This is a genomic window from Sorangium sp. So ce590, from assembly GCF_051521365.1.
Classification (GTDB): domain Bacteria; phylum Myxococcota_A; class Polyangia; order Polyangiales; family Polyangiaceae; genus Sorangium.
The window spans coordinates 2,454,802-2,470,796 of record NZ_CP150346.1 but is presented as its reverse complement, the minus strand read 5'-3'; the positions used below and the strand labels follow the sequence as shown (position 1 = coordinate 2,470,796).

General features: G+C 71.6%; 17 protein-coding genes. 4 read left to right on the top strand and 13 right to left on the bottom strand.

What is annotated here, in order from left to right:
- Positions 1 to 16 precede the first annotated feature (16 nt).
- Positions 17 to 811 carry a sulfite exporter TauE/SafE family protein gene (locus WMF28_RS09415; protein WP_437601789.1) on the top strand — a complete coding sequence of 265 codons (795 nt, stop codon included), beginning with the start codon at positions 17 to 19 and terminating at the stop codon, positions 809 to 811.
- A gap of 170 nt (positions 812 to 981) precedes the next feature.
- On the opposite strand, the gene WMF28_RS09410 is transcribed toward WMF28_RS09415, so the two are convergent.
- The 3 genes from WMF28_RS09410 to WMF28_RS09400 form a co-directional block, all read right to left on the bottom strand.
- On the bottom strand, positions 982 to 1,374 hold the full coding sequence (locus WMF28_RS09410) for a DUF4156 domain-containing protein (RefSeq protein WP_437579425.1): 393 nt from the start codon (positions 1,372 to 1,374) through the stop codon (positions 982 to 984).
- Between the two features lie 70 nt (positions 1,375 to 1,444).
- The gene (locus WMF28_RS09405) at positions 1,445 to 3,370 is read right to left on the bottom strand and encodes a GNAT family N-acetyltransferase (protein WP_437601788.1); all 1,926 of its coding nucleotides are present in this window, start codon (positions 3,368 to 3,370) and stop codon (positions 1,445 to 1,447) included.
- A complete protein-coding gene (locus WMF28_RS09400) occupies positions 3,348 to 4,202 on the bottom strand; it encodes a class I SAM-dependent methyltransferase (RefSeq protein ID WP_437601787.1) in 855 nt (284 codons plus the stop codon). The genes WMF28_RS09405 and WMF28_RS09400 overlap by 23 nt, the downstream gene beginning before the upstream one ends.
- A 288-nt stretch (positions 4,203 to 4,490) precedes the next feature.
- On the opposite strand from WMF28_RS09400, the gene WMF28_RS09395 reads away from it, so the two are divergent.
- On the top strand, positions 4,491 to 5,033 hold the full coding sequence (locus WMF28_RS09395; protein ID WP_437601786.1) for a DinB family protein: 543 nt from the start codon (positions 4,491 to 4,493) through the stop codon (positions 5,031 to 5,033).
- A 39-nt stretch (positions 5,034 to 5,072) separates the two neighbouring features.
- On the opposite strand, the gene WMF28_RS09390 is transcribed toward WMF28_RS09395, so the two are convergent.
- The 9 genes from WMF28_RS09390 to WMF28_RS09350 all read right to left on the bottom strand — a co-directional run bounded on the left by WMF28_RS09390 (position 5,073) and on the right by WMF28_RS09350 (position 13,431).
- The gene (locus tag WMF28_RS09390) at positions 5,073 to 6,362 is read right to left on the bottom strand and encodes a hypothetical protein (protein WP_437601785.1); all 1,290 of its coding nucleotides are present in this window, start codon (positions 6,360 to 6,362) and stop codon (positions 5,073 to 5,075) included.
- A 111-nt stretch (positions 6,363 to 6,473) separates the two neighbouring features.
- Positions 6,474 to 8,225 (bottom strand): complex I subunit 5 family protein, encoded by a 1,752-nt coding sequence (locus tag WMF28_RS09385; protein WP_437601784.1) that lies wholly within the window; start codon positions 8,223 to 8,225, stop codon positions 6,474 to 6,476.
- Positions 8,222 to 9,715, bottom strand: a complete 1,494-nt coding sequence (locus tag WMF28_RS09380) for a proton-conducting transporter transmembrane domain-containing protein (RefSeq protein WP_437601783.1) — start codon at positions 9,713 to 9,715, stop codon at positions 8,222 to 8,224. The genes WMF28_RS09385 and WMF28_RS09380 overlap by 4 nt, the downstream gene beginning before the upstream one ends.
- Positions 9,712 to 11,136, bottom strand: coding sequence for a complex I subunit 5 family protein (locus tag WMF28_RS09375; RefSeq protein ID WP_437601782.1), 1,425 nt, complete (start codon positions 11,134 to 11,136; stop codon positions 9,712 to 9,714). The genes WMF28_RS09380 and WMF28_RS09375 overlap by 4 nt, the downstream gene beginning before the upstream one ends.
- Positions 11,133 to 11,456, bottom strand: a complete 324-nt coding sequence (locus WMF28_RS09370) for a cation:proton antiporter subunit C (RefSeq protein ID WP_437601780.1) — start codon at positions 11,454 to 11,456, stop codon at positions 11,133 to 11,135. Before WMF28_RS09370 ends, WMF28_RS09375 begins: the two co-directional genes overlap by 4 nt.
- Positions 11,453 to 12,409 carry a hydrogenase subunit MbhD domain-containing protein gene (locus tag WMF28_RS09365; RefSeq protein WP_437601779.1) on the bottom strand — a complete coding sequence of 319 codons (957 nt, stop codon included), beginning with the start codon at positions 12,407 to 12,409 and terminating at the stop codon, positions 11,453 to 11,455. Before WMF28_RS09365 ends, WMF28_RS09370 begins: the two co-directional genes overlap by 4 nt.
- Positions 12,406 to 12,708: a monovalent cation/H(+) antiporter subunit G gene (gene mnhG, locus WMF28_RS09360; protein WP_437601778.1), complete on the bottom strand. Its 303-nt coding sequence runs from the start codon at positions 12,706 to 12,708 to the stop codon at positions 12,406 to 12,408. Before mnhG ends, WMF28_RS09365 begins: the two co-directional genes overlap by 4 nt.
- Positions 12,705 to 12,977 carry a monovalent cation/H+ antiporter complex subunit F gene (locus tag WMF28_RS09355; RefSeq protein ID WP_437601777.1) on the bottom strand — a complete coding sequence of 91 codons (273 nt, stop codon included), beginning with the start codon at positions 12,975 to 12,977 and terminating at the stop codon, positions 12,705 to 12,707. The genes mnhG and WMF28_RS09355 overlap by 4 nt, the downstream gene beginning before the upstream one ends.
- Positions 12,970 to 13,431, bottom strand: coding sequence for a Na+/H+ antiporter subunit E (locus WMF28_RS09350; protein WP_437601776.1), 462 nt, complete (start codon positions 13,429 to 13,431; stop codon positions 12,970 to 12,972). The genes WMF28_RS09355 and WMF28_RS09350 overlap by 8 nt, the downstream gene beginning before the upstream one ends.
- Positions 13,432 to 13,879: 448 nt before the next feature.
- On the opposite strand from WMF28_RS09350, the gene WMF28_RS09345 reads away from it, so the two are divergent.
- The gene (locus WMF28_RS09345; RefSeq protein ID WP_437601774.1) at positions 13,880 to 14,221 is read left to right on the top strand and encodes a hypothetical protein; all 342 of its coding nucleotides are present in this window, start codon (positions 13,880 to 13,882) and stop codon (positions 14,219 to 14,221) included.
- Positions 14,222 to 14,246: 25 nt separating this feature from the next.
- On the opposite strand, the gene WMF28_RS09340 is transcribed toward WMF28_RS09345, so the two are convergent.
- Positions 14,247 to 15,167, bottom strand: a complete 921-nt coding sequence (locus WMF28_RS09340) for a LysR family transcriptional regulator (protein ID WP_437601773.1) — start codon at positions 15,165 to 15,167, stop codon at positions 14,247 to 14,249.
- A 205-nt stretch (positions 15,168 to 15,372) separates the two neighbouring features.
- Here WMF28_RS09340 and WMF28_RS09335 point away from each other — a divergent pair, with 205 nt between their 5' ends.
- The gene (locus WMF28_RS09335; protein WP_437601772.1) at positions 15,373 to 15,978 is read left to right on the top strand and encodes an RNA 2'-phosphotransferase; all 606 of its coding nucleotides are present in this window, start codon (positions 15,373 to 15,375) and stop codon (positions 15,976 to 15,978) included.
- The last annotated feature ends 17 nt before the right edge of the window (positions 15,979 to 15,995 follow it).

Here is a 15,995-nt window from a genome sequence, read left to right as displayed (position 1 = left end):
GGGCCATGTCGCGACAGTGGATCTGACGAGAGCCGCGCTCCTCGCCGGCGCCGCCGCCGTGGCCGGCGTCATCAACGCGGTGGCCGGGGGCGGCACGCTTGTTTCGTTCCCCGCGGCGATCGCGGCGGGGCTCTCGCCGCTCTCCGCGAACGCGACGAACGCCGTGGCGCTCACGCCCGCGTCGCTCGCGTCGGCGTGGGCGTACCGCCGCGAGCTCGCCCGGGATTACCGGATCCTCGGCGTCCTCTTCCTGCCGTCGCTGCTCGGCGGCATCGTGGGCTCGGCGCTCCTGCTCGTGACGCCGCAGCGCGTGTTCGACGCCGCGGTGCCCGGGCTCGTGCTCGTCGCGACGCTGCTCCTGCTCTGGCAGAACCTGCGCCCGGCGAGGCCTTCGGCGAAGGACGGCGCGGGCGCGGGCGCGGCGGAAAACTTCGCCCTGCCCTCGCGGCCGTGGCTCGTGTTCCTGCTCCAGTTCCTCGTGAGCGTCTACGGCGGCTACTTCGGCGCAGGCATCGGCATCATGATGCTGGCGCTGCTCTCGTCGTTCGCGGGCAACGTGGACATCCACCGGATGAACGCGCTCAAGACCGTGCTCGCGACCCTGATCAACGGGGTGGCCGCGATCGCGTTCCTGTTCGCGGGCGCGGTCGACCGGGTCGCCACGCCGATCATGATGGCGGCGGCGGTGGTCGGCTCGCTCGCCGGCGCCTCGGTCGCGCGGCGCATCGAGCCGAGGAAGGTGCGGTGGTTCGTGGTCGTGCTCGGGCTCGTGCTCACGGCCAAGCTCGGCTGGGACCGGTTCGGCGCCTGACGCCCGGGCCAACGTTGGCCCGGCATCAGGCGCGCCGTTGCCGCTCCCGGGGCCAACGTTGGCTCGGCATCAGGCGCGCCGCCCAATGACGCGAGGCTCCCGCCGGTGCCTCCGGCGGGAGCCTCCATCTGCGGGCCATCACCGCAGCGGCCTCGTGGGCTCGGACGATCCTACAGGCCGACGAGCTGAGGCGGGCAGCTGTACGCGTTGCCCATGTGGGTGACGTCGGTCTGCTGGCCGGAGAGGCTGTCCCGATCGCCGGAGATCGTGTTGCCGGCGTTCGTGTTCTCCAGGACCACGTAGTTGCCGCCCAGCTCGTGGGCCTGGTTCTTCATGTCGTTCACCGCCCCCTTCTGCAGGTTCGAGTTGCTGGTGAATTTTCCGGAGAACGAGCCGCCCTGCTCTCCCACCACCGTCCCGAGGAACCGGCACCCCTGCGGGGCCGGCTGCTTTGTGACGATGATCCTCTCCGCGCCCGGGTTGAGCTCCACGGCGGCGCAGGCAGGCAGGGACAGGGACGACAGGAGAACGAGAGCGAACGCGCGGCAGGTCGGGGTCTTCATCTCAAGCACCTTCTGCCGATAGCTACGGGCGCGCGGCAGCGCTTCTTCCTCGCCGCGCGTCGAGAGGTCGTCAGCGGTGCTCGAGCCTCCGCAGCCGGTACGCCCGCCCGTCCCACAGCGAGAACGCGCGCTCGCCGCTCACCAGGACGTCGAACCCGTGGCGGGCCGCGAGCCGCGCGACGTCGGCCGCGTCGCGCGCGGGGTCGCCCCGGTACGAATAGCCGAGGACGACGAGCTCCCCGCCCGGCCGCAGCACCCGGCGCGCCTCCGCGACGTGCCGATCCACGATCGCCGCGCCCGCCGCCACGAGGTACGGGAACGAGTCGACCGCGTACACGAGATCGAAGCCAGCAGACGGCACGTCGCCGAGGTCGACGCCCGACGTGACCGCCAGCACGACGTTCGGCAGCCCCGCGCAGCGCAGCCGCGCGGCCTCGATCATCCGCGGCGCGACGTCGAGCCCCCACGCCTCGCGCACCCGCGGCGCGAGCGCCGCCTCGAAGCGGCCAATCCCGCAGCCGATCTGCAGGATCGCGCGGCCCTCCCCGAGCGCGCCCCACCGCTCGAGGAGCTCGACCACCTCCCGCGTCGCCCGCTCGAGGATCTCGGGATCGCCGAGCGAGTACGCCGCGACGCTCGCCTCCTCCGAGCGCGCGCAGAGCTCGTCGAACAGCCGCGCGGCGCGCGCCGGCGCGTCCGCCCCGGCGACGCCCGCGTCCCGGTGCGCGCCCAGCATCTCCGCCACGGTCGCGCACGCGGCGCGCCGCTCGTCCAGGCAGCGGCGCAGCGCCTCGAGGCGCGCCGCCGGCTCCCCCTCCCCCGCCGCCGGCCGCGCGGCCTCGATCGCCCGCGCCGCGGCCGCGAGATCCCCGGCGGCGCCGAGCAGCCGCGCAAGGCCGACCTCCGACGACACCTCGCCGGACATCACGGCCCTCACCGCGCCCTCGAGGTCGCCCTGCCCGGCCTCCGGGCCGCCCGGCCGCCCGGCCTCGCGCGCGCCCCGGTGCCGCAGCCGCCGGCGGTACGTCCAGCGATCGACGGCGCCCCACTCGTACTTGTACGGCTCGCGCCCGCGGAGGAAGTCCACGGTCCGCGCGCCCTCGCGCGCCGCGTGCTCGATCGCGCTGGCGAGCATCACGAGCCCCGGGCTGTACCACGCGAGCTCCGGATCGAAGCCGGTGATGTACGACGCGAGCCCGCCCCGCTCGGCCAGCCCGTAAAGCGACGCGATGATCCGCCCGTCGAGCCGCAGACCGAACAGCCGCAGCGCGCCCCGCGCGCACAACCCCCGCGCGACGGCGCGGTGGAACGGCCGGAGCGCCTCGTCCAGCACGCCGCCCTCGCCGCGCGAGATCCAGCGCGCCCGGTGGTTCGCGAACAGCGCGTCGAGCAGCTCGTCCACGCTCGCCGCGTCGGCCACGTCGACGCGCAAGGCCCCGGCCCGCGCGAGCCGCCTCCGAGCGCGGCTGACGCGCGCGCGCATCCCCGGCGAGAACAGGTCGTCCGGCCCGGCGCCCTCCGGGATCGTCACCCTCGGACACGCCTCGAGCTTCTCGACCTCGTCCGACCAGCCGGAGGGCGCCTCGGCCGCGAACAGGGGCGACGATCCGCGCAGGTCGTGGAGATCCGCGACGTCCCAGGCGTCCGCGCGCTCGTCGAGGCAGGCGAGCACCGCCTCCGCGACAGCGCGCTCGTACCCGGGCGCGGCCAGGACGTCGTTGTAGTCGGTGAGCCCGGCGCCGAGCAGCACGACCACCCGCTCCTCGCCGGTACGGTGGATCGCGAGGGGCGCCATGCCGACGAGCCCCTGCGCCGACCGGAAGACAAGGGCCAGCACCTCTTCGGGCCCGAGCTCGCGGCACCACGGGATCAGCCACTCCGGCCGCTGGAATGCCGTCGCCGCCGGACAGCGCTCCCACAGCGCGCTCCACGGCTCCCGCAGCGCCTCGAGCTCCTCGCGGCGCTCCAGCACCTCAACGTCGAGTCGTTCGCTCACCTGCCCTCCGGGAGGCGGGCTCTCCTCCGTCAGCGCCGCCCGCGCGCGCGACGGTGAAGATCAGGTGACGTTGCAGCCGGATCCCCTCCGGCGCGCGACGGCGCTCGAGCTCGGCCGCGAGCGCCGGCTTCACGCGCGCGGCGTCCGCCGGAACAAGGTTGGACAGGAAGTTGCCAAACGAGCTGGCCAGGTAGAACGCGATCACGTCGTCCGTGTCCGTGAAGTGGTCGGTGAAGGAGCGGATCTGGAGCTTCGGGTCCTCGAAGCCGGCGAGCAGGAGGGTGCTTTTCAGATCGTCGGAGGTCACCTTGTGGGGCGTGCTGCCGAGCGCCTCCGCGGTGCCGGTCACACCGAGAGAGGACAGCACGTCCGCGAGCACCCGCTCGAAGTCGTGCGGGCGCTCCCTGGCGGCCGAGCTGATGCCGAGGCGCCCTCCCCGCTTGAGCACGCGGCGCGCCTCGCGCAGCGGGCCGAGCTTCTCGGGCAGCCAGTGGAGCACGCTGTTCAGAAAGACGACATCGAAGCTCCCGACGGCGAACCGCGAGAGATCCTCGGCCTGGCCGACGCTGGCGCTGAAGTTCGGCCTGCGCTTCCCGTTCGCCAGCGCGACGCGGAGCGGCAGCGGATCGACCCCGGACACCTCACCGGAGGGGCCGACCAGCTCGGCGACATGCGCCCCGAGCCGACCCGTCCCGCACCCGACGTCAAGGACGCTCTCGCCCGTGGATATCTGGAGTTCTTCGATGAGCAGCTTTCCGTGGTTGAACTGCCGATCGCTGACGCGATCGTACGTCTCGGCCAGGATAGCTGAATCGAGCGCAAGGCTGACCATCGCGGCTCCTTGTGAGGAGGTGGAGATCGGGAAATGCGGCTCCGAGAGGGAGATCTCCCCGAGCACCACGTGTCTGTTATCGAGGACAATAGTCCGCCATAGCGGACCGAGCAAGCGCTATCTCGGCCGCTGCGCGCGGTGGAGGCCATGCGTCCGAGGCGCGCCGTTTGCCGAAGTCGCGCGCGGCGGTCCGCTACGCCGCGGGCGATCGCGGCGGTGCTGGCCAGGGTTCGCCGTCGGGGGCGGGCATGGTAGGGTGCGCGCCCGCTCTTGCACGAGGGTTCGCTCATGACCTGGATCGACCAGTACCGCGCGTTGGCCCGCTACAACGTGTGGATGAACGACAGGCTCTTTGCGCTGGTCGGCAAGCTCGATGACGTCGAGCGCAAGCGCGATCGCGGGGCCTTCTTTCGATCGATTCACGGCACGTTGAACCATCTTCTGCTCGCCGACCGCGTGTGGATGGGGCGCTTCACCGGCGACGTGGAGCGGTTCGCCTCGCGCGACGCGAGCGGCAAGGCCATCGAGATCACCGCGATGTCGCAGGAGCTCTACGCGGACTTCGGCGCTCTCTCCCGCGAGCGCGCCAGGACGGACGCCGACATCCTCGCCTGGGTGCACCAGATCGACGAGCGGGCGCTCTCGGGCGACCTCAGCTACACGCGGAGCGGTACGGTCCACGCCCATCCGCTCTGGTGGGCCGTGGGCCATTTCTTCAATCATCAGACGCATCACCGTGGCCAGGTGACAACCCTGCTCACGCAGATGGGAATCGACCCCGGCGTGACCGATATGATCGCGATGCTGCGGGACGAGCCCCGCGCGCCCTGACAGGCGCCCCCGGGGCAGGCGGGCGAGGCCGCCCCCGGCTCACCGGGCGGCGCGCCGCCGGGGGTCCTGCCGCACCTGGCGCGCCGCCCTGGCCTCGACGAGCGGGTTGCGCGCCTCGGCGGCGCGCAGCCGCTCGAAGCGCGCGCTCAGGGCGCGGTCGGCGCTCTGCCGCAGCGTCCTCGCCAGCACCACGCTCTTGGCGAGCCGGATGAACCGCAGCCGGTGCGCCGACGTCACGTCCTCCACGTCCCTCGTGCCCGCGCCGGGCCCGAACTCGCGGTCGTACGCCGCCCGCAGCCGGTGCTCGCCGCGGAGGCCGAGCGCGTCCGAGAGGCCCTCGAGGGCGGCCCGCTCCGCCGGGCTCGACCACGAGAGGACCCGGGAATAGGGCGTCGCCATGGTCTCGTGATCGGGCTTGTTCACGAAGCGACGCAGGAACACATCGGACGTCGCGACCGGCACATCGCCCGTCGCCTGGTGGAGGAGGGCGTACGCGAACGCCTCGTTCATCCCCACGAACCGGTTCTGGTCGAAATCGGCGCCGTGGACGCGCTTCCCGAGGCGATCGACGCCCGAGAGGGCGGCGAAGAAATAGCTGCTGAAGTCGGTGTAATCCGCCTCGTTGATCTCGGGTGTGCAGCCGGACGCGGGGCGGTCCCGGGTCGCCGCGAAGAACCCCACGACGTCGCGCTCGACGAGCTCGCCGTCGGGCCTGCCGCCCTCGAAGAGGAGGTTCGCGAAGGCGCCGGAGAAGCACTGGGCCATGACGAGGACGACGGGCGTGTCGCCGGGCAGCTCCGCCATGCGGGCGGCGAGGTCGCGCACGGACAGCGCCCCGCCGCCCCAGAGGTCGAACACGTTGTTGTCGAGGTCGCGCCGCGGATCCGGGCTCCCGTGGCCGGCGAAATACAGGAGCAGCGGGTCGGCCGGGCGCGCTCGGACGAACCGGCGCCAGATCGCGTCGAACCCCGGGCGGGTCGTCGCCCCGTCGATGCGCGGGAGCCTGGGCGCGCGGTAGCGCATGCGGTGGCCGTCGAGGAACTGCACGCTCCGCGTGCCCCGGCGCCCGTCGGCGAAGAGGACGCGCCGCTTCACCGTGGGCGGGAGCAGCGACTGGAAGTACCGGACGTGGGCCTCGATGGCCACCTGGTTCATCGTGGGCCGCGGGCCGCCGCCCACGACGAGGGCGCGCCAGGCCGCGGGCTCGGGCGCGGGCGCCGCCGGCAGGACGTGCTCCTGCTGCACGGGCGGGCGCGCGACCGCGCCCGTGGCGGTGGTCGTGGCCGCGACGAGCGCGGCGACCCGGAGGAGCAGGTGGTAGGCGGTCACTTCCTCGGCCCTCGGCGGCGCGCGATGCGCCGCTCGACTCTAGGTAGCAGAGGAGGAGCCTCTTGGCCTCCTGATGCGGGTCGCCGTGCCCGACGCGGCCGAGCAGCCGCTCTAGAAAAGCTGCGCGGCCATGACGAGGAGCATGAGGAGGAGGAACAACAAACCGATCGCTCCGAACGCCGAGAGGGCCGCTTCGGCCCTCTCCGCTGCCAGCAGGAGGCGCTCCGAGGACCGCTCGATGAGAACGACTCGTGCGCGCCATGGCCGGAGCGCCATGCTGACCCACGCATCCCGGGCCGCAAGGAGGACCCGCTGAAGCTTCATCAGGACGGCATCGACAAGGTAGAGCAGATCTCCAGAGGGGACCTCCGCACAGACGTGTGGTACTCGGCCTTGCAGCCGTCCGGCAACAGCGGCGATCACGACCCCCACGAGCACCGGCCAGGCCGCCGACCAGAGCTCTTCCGGGGCAACGAAGACTTCGAAATCCGCCGTCGCAACGGGCGGCCTCACGAGCAGGACGAGGTCGAGCAGGATCAGCGACGCCCAGGGGACCCACAGCCCCGCCCCGGGAACGAGGCGGTCCGCCGAGCGAGGGATCGTACGACGCAGGAAGTGAACCATCAGAAGCGTGCTGGCGACGGCCGCGAAGGAGAGAAACCAGGGCAGTGACGTGGTTCCCCAGGGTGCCTGTGCCACCACGTCCTTGAGAGAGATCTTCGCGAGGGCCCCGCTGGAGAGCGGCGCCCCCGCGAGGTCGAGGGCCGGCCACAACAGGCCCAGGGCCACGAGGCGCCCCGGCCAGCCGGAGCCCGTCGCCCTGGCGACTCCGGTGCCGAGGAAGAGCGCTCCCTTCGCCAGTGCGTGGTGCATCGCGTAGAAGACGATCGCCGTGCCCACCGCGGCAGCGGCGCCTGGATTCGAGAGGCCGATGCCGAGCGCGGCCGTCACGAAGCCCATTTGACTCACGCTGGAGTAGGCCAAGATCGTCTTCGATTCGCGCTGTGTCAGCCCGATCGCGACGCCGAAGAAAGCCGCCGCGACCCCGGCGACGACGCACACGGATCCGTGGACGGGCAGCGCCACGACGCCGAGGGGCAGGAACCGCAGCCAGCCGAGGACGCCGGCCTTGATCATCGCCCCGCTCAGGACCGCGCTCGCCGGAACCGGCGCCGCCGGATGCGCGAGCGGCAGCCACATGTGCAGGAGAAGCGCTCCAGCCTTGACCCCGAACCCGACGAGGAGCAGGGCGGCCACGAGCTCCCGGCGCGCCGAGGCGGCGACCACGCGAGGGACGTCCTGCAGGCCAACGTTGATGTCGGCGCCGACGATGAGGAGAAACGCCGCCAGGAGCGACATCTCGCCGATGAGGGCCATCACGACGTAGACCCGACCGGCGCGGCGCGCCGCGTCGGTTCCATCGTGCACGATGAGCCCGTACGCGGCGAAGGTCATGAGCGCGTAGAAGAGATAGAAGCTCGCCACGTCCTGGGCGAGCACGAGCCCGAGGTTCCCGCTCAACGTCGCGAGGAAGAAGACCCAGAAGCGCGAGCGACGCGGATCGTCCGCCATGTAGGCTCGCGCAAAGAGGCTGGACACGAGCCACAGGCACGCCGTGAAGAGCAGAAAGCCCCGCGTCACCGTGCCTTGAGACCCGAAGCGCATCCCGAGGAGCACCGTGCTCCAGTCGATGGTCGCGCGACCGTGCAGACCCACGGCGAGGATCAGCGCCGGCAAGGCGGCCCAGGGGGCGAGCGCCGCCGCGAGGGGCCGGGCGGGGCGAACCGGCACCCCCGCCGCGAGGAGCAGGGGGAACGCGAACGCCGCGATCGTCGCCCCGGCAGCGAGGTCGACGAGGGTCACGGCAGGAATTCCCGGGCGGCTATCAACTTCGCCCATGCCAGGGGGCTCAGCGGCGTGCCGGCGAAGACCCCGACCGCGAGGCAGAGCGCCGCCGTGACCAGCGGGGGCAACAGCAGGAACAGCCCCGTCTCCGCGCGGCCCGAGGCCGCCGGCCAGGTCGCCGTCGGCTCCCCGAACCACGCATCGTAGAGGATCGGCAAGAAGTAGGCGGCGTTCAGCAGGCTGCTGACGATCAGGACGCCGAGGACCCACGGCTGGTTCGCCTCGAGCGCGCCCACCCCGAGGTACCACTTCGTCACGAACCCGGCGAGCGGCGGCACGCCGATCATCCCGAGCGCCGCCAGGGTGAACGCGCCCATCGTCAAGGGCATTCGCCGGCCCACGCCGCGCAGCTCGCTCACCCTGTGGAGCCCGAGCTCCTCGGCCAGGTTCCCGGCGCAGAAGAACAGCGTGATCTTCATCAGCCCCTGGTGGACGAGATGAACGATGCCACCGATGGTGGACAGCGTGCCGACCGCCGCCACGCCGAGCGTGATGTAGGAGACCTGACTGACGGTCGAATAGGCCAGCCGCGACTTGAGGTCATCCTGCGTGAGGGCCTTGAGAGAGCCGTAGAGGATCGTCGTCGCGGCGAGGACCGCGAGAGGTCCGGTGACGCCGAGCTCATGAGCGAGGCGGACCCCGTACACGTCGTACACAACGCGCGTGATCCCGAACGCTCCGGCCTTGACAACGGCGACCGCATGGAGAAGGGCGCTCACCGGGGCAGGAGCGACCATGGCCACGGGCAGCCAGGCATGCAGCGGGAAGAGGGCGGCCTTCACGCCCAGGCCTCCTATCAGGAGCACGAACACGACGATGAGCGCGGACCTGTGTTGCTCCGCGACGGGCTGGGGGAGCGCTCCCCCCTCGGTGAACTCCAGGGATCCCACGAGCGCGTACAGGGCCGCCACGCCCGCGAGGAGCAACGCCCCGCCGAGGAACGTGTAGCGAAGGTAGAGATCGCCTGCACAGAGCGCCTCCCTGGTCCCGCGGTGGACGACGAGCGGGTACGTGGAGAGGGTGAGCATCTCGTAGAAGACGAGGAACGTAAGGAGGTTCCCGGCGAGCGCGACGCCCATCGTCGAGGAGACGCTCAGCGAAAAAAAACCGAAGAAGCGGCTGCGGTGCGGCGACCCCTCGAGGTAGCCCACCGCGTACACGGTCGTGACGAGCCACAGGACCGCCGAGAGCGTGACGAAGAGCATGCTGAAAGGGCTGGCACGAAGGAGCAGGTCCGCGTCGGGGAGGAACGGCAGGCGCGTCTCGTAGCGTCGGCCCTGCCCGACCCCCCAGACCAGGATGCCCGTGAGCGCGAGCTTCACGAACGCCGAGGCCAGGTTCAGGGCCGTCCGGGTGGTACGCTGCTCCTCGGCCAGCAGGAAGATGATGATCCCGGGCACGAGAGAGCTCAGGACGACCAGGAGGGGAATGGAGTCGTGAAGGCTCATGACGGCAGGCCCACGCGCAGGAGCTCGAGCGGGACCCTCGGCGCGACGCCGAGCAGGAGCGCCAGCAGGGCAAGCGCAAGAGCCGCGACCTCGGCCCCGCGCGGGAGCGGGTGGAGGCGCGCCTCGCGCGGCAGCGGCAGGAACGCGCTGCGCAGGACCCGGAACACGTAGCCAGCGGCGAGCAGCCCGCCAGCCAGGATCACGGCGGCCGAACCCCACTGACCGCGATCGATGGCCGCACAAAGGAGCAGCCACTTCCCGACGAACCCACCGCTGGGCGGCATTCCCATCAGGCTGATGCCCGCGAGCGCCAGGGAGACGAAGGTGACCGGGAGGCGGTGGGCCAGGCCTCGCAGGCCATCGAGCTCGTCGTGGCCGAGCGTGCGATGGATCGCGCCGGTTGCCAGGAACATCGAAGCCTTGGCGGCGGCGTGCGAGATCGCGAGGTACACGGCGCCCGGCCAGGCGCTCGGGACGCCGAGCGGAAAGACCAGGAAGAGATAGCCTATCTGCGCCACGCTCGAATAGGCGGTGAGCGCCTTCAGTCGTCGCTGCCTCAACGAGAGGAGCGACCCCCAGAGGACGCCCGCGGCGCCGAGCATCCCGAGGACCTGCCCGGCCCGGGGCGCAGCCTCCGCTGGAAGGACCTCAAGCCAGATCCTCAAGAGGACGTAGAACGAGCCCTTTCCGACGAGCGCGGCGAGGAACGCGCTGACGGTCGACCCCGCGCTCACGTAGGCTGGTGGGAGCCACGCGTGAACCGGGAAGAGCGCGGTCTTGAGGCAGAGCCCGGCCATCATCAGCGCGAGCGCGGCCCACGTCGTCGGGTCCGGGGCGAGCCGCGCTCCGAGGGCGGTCAGGTCGAGCGTGGCGTACATCCCGTAGAGGATCGCGACGCCGAGCAGGTAAACGAGCGAGCCCGGGAGCGCGAACAGGAGGTAACGTAACCCCGCCTTGAGGGCCTCGCGGTCGCCGCCGAGGGTGATGAGCCCGACCGCCGTCAGCGTCGTCAGCTCGAGCGTGACGTACAGGTTGAAGATGTCGGCCGACACGACGAGGGCGTTGAGGGCCGCCCACGCGGAGAGCCAGAGCGAAAAGCCCCCACCTCCCGGGCGAGGGCTGGCTCGCTGATCCCTGATGGCCTGCGCGCAGGTCAGGGCGCCGACGACGCCGACGGCAAGCAGCATCACCGCCGCCAGGCCGTCGGCACGCAGGTCGATGCCGAGCGATGCGCCCCAGCCGCCTGCAGCGTGGCGAAGCGTTCCGCTCGTGCTGACGGCCCCTGCGACCGCGCAGACGGGGCCCAGGGTCCCCAGGATCGCGGCGCCGGCTATCCATCGTTCGCCGCGCGGACCCGAGAGCAAGCACAGCACAGCGCCGATCAGGGGGACGAGGATCGCCCAGGCGAGCGCGGCGCTCATGGCTCATCCGCTTCTCTCTCGATGGATCCGGATGGCCGTGTGTCATCCGCCGCGCAGCCGAGGCGCCTCGCCAGGGCCAGAGCCAAGGCCGTCGCGCTCACGGACACCACGATCCCGGTCAGGACGAGCGTGTGGGGCACGGGATCGGGGATGCCGCCGGAAGCCCGCCGCGCCAGCGCCACGAGGAACAGGAACACGCCGCTCCCGACGAGGTTGGCGGCGATGACCTTCCTGACGAGGTCTTCGGAGGAGAAGAGCCCGTACAGCGCCACGGCCAGCACGACGACGCCTGAGAGCGCATAGAGGGTCCACTGGCTCACGCCCTGTCCTCCTCGCGGGCCCGCACCCCCGCTCGATCCGGGTGCCTCGTCGGCGGGAAGAACATCGCCAGGACCAGGGCGATCGAGATCGTCAGGGCCGATTCGATGCAAAGAATCAGCGCCCCGGCCCATTCGGGCGGGTACTCCAGCACATGCTTACCGGCGAAGAGCGGCGCCCCGGCGGCCGCGAGGAAGACCGCCGGGCCGACGAGCAAGGCGGCTCGCACGACGGTCGAAGACATGCGGCGTGGTGGACCCGTCCCCGCGAGCAGCAGGAGAATCGCGCCCCCGCCGAGGATCGCCCCCGCTTGAAACGCCCCGCCAGGCGCGCGCGCGCCGCTCCAGAGCAGGTAGCCGGCGACCAGGACGATGCCCGGGATGAGCATGCGGATCAGCACGGGGAGCAAGGGCCCTGCCCGGGTAGCGTCGCCGAGCGCGTCCTCCGGCCGAACCTGCGACTGCACCCCGATCGCCGCTGTGAGCAGGACGATGATCTCCAGGAGAGTGTCATAACCACGGAAGCCGAGGAGGACCGCGGTGACGGGATAGGACACCCCGGTCGGCGCGAGATTGGCGAGCACTTCGTCGCGCAGGCCACGGCTCGGGTCTGGCAAGGAGAACACGACCGCGCCGAGGAGGAGGGCGAGCCCGGCGAGCAGCAGCGAGAGCGACGCTCGCTGGTACCGGGAAGGCGGCGGTGGAGCCCGCCGCGCCGGGTCGAGCCACCCGAGCGCGCTCATGAGCAGGGCGCCCGTGAAGCCAGTGCCGACCGCCGCTTCGACGAGGGCGACGTCCGGGGCGCCGAGCCGAGCCCAGCCCACCGCGGAGAGGAGGCCGAAGGCGATGAAGAGCACAACGGCCTTCGGCGGGTCATCGGTCACGAGGACTCGCCACGCGAGGAGGGGGAGGGCGCAGGCGAGAGCTCCGTCCATCGCCCAGTCGACCCCGCTCATGGTCGCCTCCAGGGTCGGAGTCCGCCACGCAACGCGGCCCGCGCGACCAGCTGACAGGAGATGCCGCTGGAGAGCAGCACGAGAGCCCAGATGAACCCGAGCTTGAGCGCCACCGAGAGCTCGCCGGCCTCCAGCGCGAGGCCCGCCGCGACGAAGCCCAGGCCGAGGTTGTCCGCTTTCGTCAGCGCGTGCAGCCGCGTGTAGACATCCGGAAACCGCAGGAGCCCCACCGTTCCCGCGAAGAAGAAGAACGCGCCCACCACGAAGAGCACACCGGAAGCGACGTCCACGCTCCTCATGAGCCGCCCCCTGTCCACCGCCCGAAGGCGTGATTGACGAACGCCACGACCGTGATCGGCGCGAGGAGGGCGAAGACCAGGGCCACGTTGCGCAGCGCCGGCATCCCCTGATCCGCGGCGGCGAGCAGGAGCACGGCCACGCCGGTCGTGCCGAAGAGCTGCGCGACAAGGATGCGATCGGCGAGCGTGGGGCCTCGCGCGATCCTCACGACGCCGGCGAGGACGTTCAGCAAGAGAAAGACGGCGACGCCGGTCCTCACGTCATGCACGGGGACACTCCAGGCGCTCGCCCAGCGCGCGGGCAATATGCTCCTCCAGCGCTCGCAGCTGCCGGGCAAGCTCATCGCCGCCGTCGACCAGGACATGAATATCGAGATGATCGACCTCGATATCCACGCTCAACGTCCCGGGCATCACGTTCATCGCTCCGATGAAGAGGTGCCGGGCCGGACCCGCGGGCAGGCGAGGCGCAAACCGGATGATCACCGGCGAGATGGGGAGCCGCGGCGCGAGCGCGCGGTGGGCGACATCGAGGCCGCCACGAAGCGAGCCGGCGAGGAAGAACCGCATGAACCGCAGCAGGCCGAGCGGGCTCCACCGAGGCGCGCGGGGCGACGGCAAACACACGCTCGTGAAGAGGGCGAGAAGAACCACTGGCACGCCAAAGGCAAGCCCGGCGCGATCCCCCTCGGTCAGCGCCCACCATCCGCCGATGAGGACCAACGTTCGGACGGAGACGGATCGCCAGCCCCCTTGTGCGAGCCGCTCCCGGACTTCATGAATCATTTTCGTCCTCGTGGGCCCCTCCTCCTCCACGCTGTCGTCGCCGAACGGTACGTCTTCGCGGAAGCTAGGGGTGGAGCCCGTGACGTCAACGGGCTTGGCGGTTCCACGAAAGGTTCGACGGAAGAGGAGGAGGAGGTTGGACGGCGGACACGGGACGACGCCCTCCTCCAGAGAGAGCGACGCGGTATCCAGAGCGTGACGCGGTATCCCCGAGCGGCGCGGCGCCGCCCTCCGGCCGGTCGAGCCATCACCCTGCCCGCTCGTCCGCCGTCAGACGCGCTCACGGCCGAGCTCGTCATCGCCTGTCCGGATCATCGCCTGACCCTCTGGCACGCAGGTTGCCATTCCTCGCGAGAATCAACGTACGAGCACGGGAGGGACGATCATGCCGGCCAGCTCATCGAAGACGACCATCGATCACGACGAGATCCGCCAGTGGGCCGAATCGCGCGGAGGCCGCCCGGCGACGGTGAAGAGCACCGAGAAGGACGGGGAGCCTGGCATCCTCCGCATCGATTTTCCCGGCTACAGCGGGGAGGGCTCCCTCGAGGAGATCTCGTGGGAAGACTTCTTCGCCAAGTTCGAGGAGGCGAACCTCGCCCTCGTGTACCAGGAGGAGACGGCGGACGGGGAGCCGAGCAACTTCTCCAAGCTGGTGAGGCGCCCGGACGACATGGGCGGCAAGAAGGCGAAGCAGGGCAAGTCGAAGTCCAGGAAGGCGGCCTGAGCCCCGGAGGTCGGGTATAGAACGCTCAGCGCCGGCGCGCCGGCGTGCTCGACGTCACGCCGAGCGCGTGTTTGCGCTGCCACGCCGACCCGTGCGCGAGCAGCGCATCCTGGAGCTCCGCCGGCGCGCCCTGGAGCTCGACCCCGCGCCGGCGGACGACATAGAAGACCTTGCGCGGCAGCTCGGGCAACGGGCGCGCGACGAGGCCGCGCGGGAGGCGGCAGCAGGCATTGACCACTGCGATGCCGACGCCGAGCCGGACGAAGTGGAGCATCAGCTCCCAGCCGTTCGCCTCGACCGCCGGCTCCCAGCGGACGCCCGCCGAGAGCAGCGCCTGCGCGAGCAATGCCCGGTGAGGCCGCGAGGGCCCGGGGACGACGAGCCGCGCCCCCTCGAGATCGCGCAGCAGGATGCGGCGTTTGCGGGCGAGCGGGTGCGCCTCGGGGACGACCAGGACCAGCTCGACCTCGGTGAGGCGGTCGGCGGCGAGCCCGTCCGGCGCGCCCTCGAGCGGCGCGACGCCGAGGTGCGCCTCGCCCGTCACGACGGCGTCGAGCGTGGCCTCGCGGTCGCGCGTGAGCAGGCGGAGCGGGGCGACGGCGCGCGCGGTGAAGGCGCGGATCCCCTCGCCGAGCAGGTACAGGTACGAGCCCTCGCCGGCGCAGAGCACCACCGGCTCCCGGCTCTCGCCGTCGCGAAGGACGCCGAGGAACGAGCGCGTCCGCTCGCCCACCTCGCGCCCGAAGGCGGCGACGCGCTTGCCGTCGGCCGTGAGCTCCAGCCGCTGCCCACGCCGCTGGTAGAGCGTGACGCCGAGCGCCTCGCCGAGCTTGCCGATCTGGGTGTGGAGCGCCGGCTGCGAGATGTGGAGCGCCCGCGCCGCGCGGGTGAAGTTGAGGTGCTCGGTGAAGACCACGAAGGCGCCGAGCCAGTCGAGGTTGAGCATGCCGGGACGCTATCGCGAAACGCGATAGCGCATCCAGAAATACTTCTTCCGGAGGATAGCGGGGTGTCTATTCTTCCTTCCGTCCGATGTTCCGATTCCTGCACCGATCAGGATCTCTCCCGGAGCCCGCCCGCGCGGGTCGAGCGGCACGCGCGCGGTGCGCGGGTCGCGGCTCCGGGTGCACTGCAAAGGATGGAGCTTGACGATGGGCCGCGATCGATTGACCGACACGAGCAAGAAGCTCTCCTGGCTGCTCCGCCACGGCGCGCCCTCGCTGGGCGTCGCCATGGACGAGGCGGGCTGGGTGGCCGTGGACGACGTGCTGAGGGCGCTCGGGATAGGGCGCTCGCAGCTCGACGAGGCGGTGGAGAACAACACGAAGAACCGCCTGGAGATCCGGGGCGACCGGGTGCGCGCCTCGCAAGGGCACTCGCGCGAGGGGATGCCGGTGACGCTCGCCGGCCTGGAGGCGTCGTGGGAGGAGGTCCACGGCGACGCGTCGATCTGGCACGGCACAAGCGTGGACGCGGTCCGGAGCATCGCGCGCGAGGGGATCCGCCCGGCGGCGCGCACGCACGTCCACTGCACCGACGCGCCGGAGAGCGCGGTGGGCAAGCGCGCGAACGTCGCCGTGATGCTCGAGATCAGCCCGGCGCGGCTGAGGGCGCGCGGGGTGCGCGTGTTCCGGAGCCAGAATGGAGTGATCCTGGCGCGGGAGGTGCCGGTGGGGTGCCTCGTGGGGCTGACGCCGATCGTGGCGCGGGCGAAGCGGGAAGCGGAGGCGCTGCGGGCGCTGATCTCCGGGGGGTGAGGGCGGCGCTGGGTTGG

What these genes read in the sequence shown, in the direction of transcription:
- WMF28_RS09345 (WP_437601774.1), top strand. Translation starts at nt 13,880, where the DNA reads ATGCCGGCCAGCTCATCGAAGACGACCATCGATCACGACGAGATCCGC.
- WMF28_RS09335 (WP_437601772.1), top strand. Translation starts at nt 15,373, where the DNA reads ATGGGCCGCGATCGATTGACCGACACGAGCAAGAAGCTCTCCTGGCTG.
- WMF28_RS09375 (WP_437601782.1), bottom strand. Translation starts at nt 11,136, where the DNA reads ATGAGCGCCGCGCTCGCCTGGGCGATCCTCGTCCCCCTGATCGGCGCT.
- WMF28_RS09365 (WP_437601779.1), bottom strand. Translation starts at nt 12,409, where the DNA reads ATGAGCGGGGTCGACTGGGCGATGGACGGAGCTCTCGCCTGCGCCCTC.
- WMF28_RS09380 (WP_437601783.1), bottom strand. Translation starts at nt 9,715, where the DNA reads ATGAGCCTTCACGACTCCATTCCCCTCCTGGTCGTCCTGAGCTCTCTC.
- mnhG (WP_437601778.1), bottom strand. Translation starts at nt 12,708, where the DNA reads ATGAGGAGCGTGGACGTCGCTTCCGGTGTGCTCTTCGTGGTGGGCGCG.
- WMF28_RS09340 (WP_437601773.1), bottom strand. Translation starts at nt 15,167, where the DNA reads ATGCTCAACCTCGACTGGCTCGGCGCCTTCGTGGTCTTCACCGAGCAC.
- WMF28_RS09400 (WP_437601787.1), bottom strand. Translation starts at nt 4,202, where the DNA reads ATGGTCAGCCTTGCGCTCGATTCAGCTATCCTGGCCGAGACGTACGAT.
- WMF28_RS09410 (WP_437579425.1), bottom strand. Translation starts at nt 1,374, where the DNA reads ATGAAGACCCCGACCTGCCGCGCGTTCGCTCTCGTTCTCCTGTCGTCC.
- WMF28_RS09395 (WP_437601786.1), top strand. Translation starts at nt 4,491, where the DNA reads ATGACCTGGATCGACCAGTACCGCGCGTTGGCCCGCTACAACGTGTGG.